We start from the raw sequence: 2432 nt of genomic DNA, 5'->3' as shown, positions 1-2432 counted from the left end.
CATAGTAATGAATCCTCTCTTTCGTATTGATTTTAGTATATCAGATTCATTAAAAATTGTCCGAAAAAGTGTCTTAATTTATGAGACCATTATAGTGTGTATGGCCCAATCTCTATCATTTCTTCCGGCTGACCAATCAATGATAACATTGTATCCATATCTATCGTTGTTACTACGTTGTAGCGAATAATAAAATGTTTGTCCTTTTCTTCATACCAGCGCTCAGATACCAATTCCACATAGGGAGAGATTGACGAACTTCCTGCAGTAATGTTGACAGGATATATCTCACACTGAAAATCCGTATAATACGAGATAAGTGAAGAACTCCAGAAATCCCCATAGCCATTTCCCCATTGCTTCTCCGTTAATACAGAAGCAACCTGCCTTTGAAGATCTCCAAATCTTCCCATATCATGAATCAAATTCAATTTATATGCCCCCGTAAACAACAGGGCAGCACATAGCACACATACATAGACATAATTCACACCTTTCAGCACACTTGCTTTAAGATATTTTACATTTTTGAATTTGATACTCAGATCATAAATAGTCAAAATCAGCAACATTGACCCGAAAATAAAAAATGGCGCCAAATACCGATTAAACACAACAACATTTGTAGCTACACAACTGACTATATTAATTACTGAACACCATAATAATACCATTCGCTTCTTAGAAATTTTAAATATGAAAATAAAATTATAAAGCAATATAATAGGTATCAAAATAATATAAACCGTAATAATAATGTGGTAAACGCCTTCCGAAGATAACAAACTACAGTATTGAATTCCTTTATAATTAAAAAACTGAAAATATACTTTTCCAAAATCTTTGATTCGCTGCCACCAGTCCAGTGGAGAAACTAACCCCAAAGGTAATCCCCGTGTCACTAATCCGCCGGCATACTCCACAACGGTCAGCAGCACCTTGGAAAATATAAAAGCAGCCACGGTTCCACCAAATATTATTAAGTTTCTTCGTATATCTTCCCGTTTAATGATGCAAACAATACAGCACATACATACAGGGGCGAAAATCACCATCTGCGTAACACCGTCAGAAAATGCGCTCAATGTACATAAAAGGATATATAAAATCAAATAGGGGATTTTCCCGTCTTTAATATACCGGAATACCAGCATAAGGGCCAAAATAAAGTACAGATATACGATATTATGAGAGTTCACATTTAATAATGTATACGCCACTTGCGGCGCTGTAACTCCTAAAATTGCCAGTACAGCAAGCACACCGATCCCAAGGCTCCATTTATCTTTTAAGCCGCCGTCTCTAATGTCAAAATCAAAAAAGAAATAAATCAATAAAACAACCGTTGCCGCCTGTACAGCGGCCGGGATCAAATAAACCAGCGTACTGGATTTTAATTGAAAAAGAAATCCCAGCGCAAAGTAAATCATATCTGTAAAATAAAAATTATTTGTCCCTAAAATCCAGCTTTCTAATAAAATATTTCCTTTTAGAAAATCCTTCGCCATAGGAATAAGTGTCGTCGAATCCGACGACACTTCGATTTTGCTGTGATACATATAATTAAATATCGTAATTATAATAAATAAGCCTAAAAATATGAATAACTTTCTGCAGTTAAATTTTTCCTTCATCATTCTATCCCTTATTTAATCATCTATAAGCTTTCGGTTATAATCTCCCGGCTGCAAATTTTGCCGCAGATCACTGGAAATCCTCTAAAAGCAACTTTATTTTCCCATAAAACATATACTTCTTTTCCCCGAACAATTTTAAATTTTTCGTATCCTTCTAAATCATTTACTCCACTCAACCATTTTTCTATTTCTGACACCTGTAAATGCTCTGGTTCCGGATCTGCATAATTATCAACATATATATCTGTAATGGTACATTCTTTAAATATTGCTCCATTAGTGGCCTTACGTCATTCCAATCCAATACGCCGTTTCCACATCCTAAGCGTGGAAACGCAATGGAATCCGCACCTAACTTATCCCAATTTTCAACCAGCTTCTTCAATCCACATTCAATATATTCAATTTTCAATGGATTACGCCAATGTTGTTTTGTAGGAAAAAGCAAATGCATTTTAAATCAGGCATACTATTTTTAATGTTTCTGTACAAATAAAAGGACATAGTTCTGGCTGCGTGTAGAATTGAGTTAACACACATATGAAAGGATGCCCAAACTATGTCCTCTTGTATTATACACATAAACAGGAAATATTTCCATAGTAAATTGTAAATTTTTATAAATCCCAAAAATTCCAGCACTTTTCACAACAGCAATCATTGAAGCGAACTTCATCTAATAAGCATGCGTCATAGCGATGTATAATGGTCTCATAAATTAAGACACTTTTTCGGACAATTTTTAATGAATCTGATATACTAAAATCAATACGAAAGAGAGGATTCATTACTATG

Annotated in this window: 3 protein-coding genes; all 3 read right to left on the bottom strand. The window is 34.6% G+C overall.

Annotated elements, in window-relative coordinates:
* Nucleotides 1-89 precede the first annotated feature (89 nt).
* The 3 genes from HNP82_RS17635 to HNP82_RS18860 all read right to left on the bottom strand — a co-directional run bounded on the left by HNP82_RS17635 (nt 90) and on the right by HNP82_RS18860 (nt 2091).
* Nucleotides 90-1508 (bottom strand): hypothetical protein, encoded by a 1419-nt coding sequence (locus HNP82_RS17635; RefSeq protein ID WP_183776815.1) that lies wholly within the window; start codon nt 1506-1508, stop codon nt 90-92.
* 149 nt (nt 1509-1657) lie between these two features.
* The gene (locus HNP82_RS17630; RefSeq protein ID WP_183776816.1) at nt 1658-1834 is read right to left on the bottom strand and encodes a hypothetical protein; all 177 of its coding nucleotides are present in this window, start codon (nt 1832-1834) and stop codon (nt 1658-1660) included.
* Entirely contained in the window at nt 1822-2091 is a 270-nt protein-coding gene (locus tag HNP82_RS18860; protein WP_183776813.1) for a macro domain-containing protein, read from the bottom strand. The genes HNP82_RS17630 and HNP82_RS18860 overlap by 13 nt, the downstream gene beginning before the upstream one ends.
* Nucleotides 2092-2432 lie beyond the last annotated feature (341 nt).

This window comes from Catenibacillus scindens (assembly GCF_014202115.1).
Lineage (GTDB): Bacteria > Bacillota > Clostridia > Lachnospirales > Lachnospiraceae > Catenibacillus > Catenibacillus scindens.
Note: the sequence above shows the minus strand (reverse complement) of the source record. Positions and strands in the feature narration are given on the sequence as shown.